Here is a 2,462-nt window from a genome sequence, read left to right on the forward strand (position 1 = left end):
CTAATATATTTTAAATTAAGTAAATAAATGCAGATTAATTATAATATTTTTTGTATAAATTTTCAAGTTGATATACGAAAATAATCCTACAAAAGTTTTAAAAAATAACAAATGTTTAAAATTATGTATTAATTTTAAAGAAAATAAATAAAAAAAGTAAATTACATATGATTTTAAATAAGTTATTATATATAAAAAATAACAAATGTTAAAACTATAAACAAATGTTGACATTTATTTATAGGAGGTTTAATATGGGAATATACAGAAAATTTAAAAAATTCAACACTTTTTGAAAACGATAATTTAGAAAAAACTAAGGAGGATATAATAATATGGCTATAAGTGTTAATAAAAAACAAGTGGTTGAAAATGAAGAAACTGTAAAGAAAAATAATGGTTTATACAAGTTGAAAAAATTTTTTAGCTTTAAAATTGGAATAATTCCATTAGGAATATATATTCCATTATTATTAGTTGTAATAGCTTTATTAGCTGAAGGAAAGTATCCTAAGGATATGTTAGGTGCTGGAGCAATAATGATTTTATATGGATTTACTTGTTCTGAAATTGGGCAAAGAATACCTATATTAAAAGATATAGGAGGGAAAGTTATCTTTGCAACCTTTTTACCATCTTACATGGTATATGCACATTTAATTCCAACACAAGCAGTTGAATCAGTAAAATTCTTTATGAAATCAACTAATTTTTTATATGTATTTATAGCATGTATTGTAGTTGGCAGTATATGCAGTATGAATAGACAAGTTCTTATTAAAGCTTTTGCAAAAATGTTTGTTCCTTTAGTAAGTGGAGCAGTTTGTGCTTCATTAGTAGGAGTTGGAGTAGGAACATTGCTTGGTATAGGAGCATACAAAACATATTTCTTTATTGTAGTACCTATAATGGCTGGCGGAGTTGGGGAAGGTGCACTACCTTTATCAATGGGATATGCGGCTCTTTTAGGACAAGGACAAGAAGGATTATTTGGACAAATATTACCAGTTGTTATGTTAGGAAGTTTAACAGCTATTATATTATCTGGTTTATTAAAGCATTTAGGTGACAAAAAACCACAATTTTCAGGAAATGGTTCATTGTTAAAATCAGGAGAAGATGATGAAATAATAAAACTTGCAAAACAAAAGAGAGAATTGAAAATAGATATTGGTCAAATGACTAAAGCAGGTATATTAGCATTAGTATTATACTTAGTTGGCGTTTATGTAAACGATGCTATAGGTCTTCCGGCACCAATAGTAATGTTATTAGCTGCTGTATTATCAAAAATGCTTGGAATAATTCCTAAAGATATAGAAGAGGGTGGATATGCAGTATTTAAATTTACTGTTACAGCAATAACAGTGCCATTATTACTTGGAGTTGGAGTAGCTATGACTCCTTGGCAAAGATTAGTGGCTGTTATAACAAATCCAGCTTATTTAATTACTATATTCTGTACTGTACTTACTGTAGTAGTAGTTGGATTCTTTGTAGGTAAGTGGATGAATATGAATCCTATTGAAGCAGCTATGGTTACAGCTTGTAATAGTGGACAAGGTGGTACTGGTGACGTAGCTATACTTACAGCTGGAAATAGATTAGAACTTATGCCTTTTGCACAAGTTTCAACTAGACTTGGTGGAGCCGCAACAGTAACTTTTGCTTTAGCACTAATGAGATTTTTAATATAATATAAATTAAAAAATAAATATTAAAATATAAGTGAAAGCCTCTGTGTAACTATAATTTTTATAGTAGTTAAACAGAGGTTTTTAATTTGTTTTTTTACATATACTATAGATAATAAATTAAACTAAGGAGAAGTTATAAAACTATGTTTAAGTAAATAATATATAGCTTTATAAAGAAAAATAAATAAATGAAAATGATATTAGTACCACAAAAGGGAAAAATAACACCTAAAGAAGTGTTAAATGAAATAAAAAAATTTCATTATATAAATAAAAGTCCATATAGTTCTAGTTGTTATAACATGCCTGGTATAACTTGGGATTATAAACCAGAGGGAAGTTTAAGAATTTCAGATCATTGGAACTTTATTTCTCATAATGAAAAACATTGTATTTTGGCTCATACAGATGAAAAAATAGATAATTATTGGATGTTAGCAAAATATATACAAGGAAAGTATTATGTATTGAAAGAATTTGGAGAAAATGTGAATGGATATAGATTTTTTAATATGGGGGAAAATGACATAAAAATGTTAAAATATTTATATAATATTGGAGGAATAATTGTATCCAAAGAATGGTATAAAAAGTTTAATACTAGAAGCAATTTTATTAAAGAAACTCATTTAAAAAATAAAAAAATATTATCAAAATCTATAAATAAAGAAAGATTAAGAAATTTTTTGAATTTAAATAAAGATGCAAAAAGAATTATTTTTATAGATGATAAAGATTTAAATCTAGTTAATATAATATTAAATC

The 2,462-nt window shown here is 26.0% G+C and carries 2 protein-coding genes; both read left to right on the plus strand.

The window, feature by feature from the left end:
• Positions 1–335 precede the first annotated feature (335 nt).
• Positions 336–1,697: a 2-hydroxycarboxylate transporter family protein gene (locus tag GBZ86_RS14935; protein ID WP_152891969.1), complete on the plus strand. Its 1,362-nt coding sequence runs from the start codon at positions 336–338 to the stop codon at positions 1,695–1,697.
• Positions 1,698–1,885: 188 nt separating this feature from the next.
• A partial coding sequence (locus tag GBZ86_RS14940) for a hypothetical protein (protein ID WP_207707466.1) occupies positions 1,886–2,462 on the plus strand: 577 nt, incomplete at its 3' end.

Origin of the sequence: Clostridium tarantellae (genome assembly GCF_009295725.1) — a bacterium.
Lineage (GTDB): Bacteria > Bacillota > Clostridia > Clostridiales > Clostridiaceae > Sarcina > Sarcina tarantellae.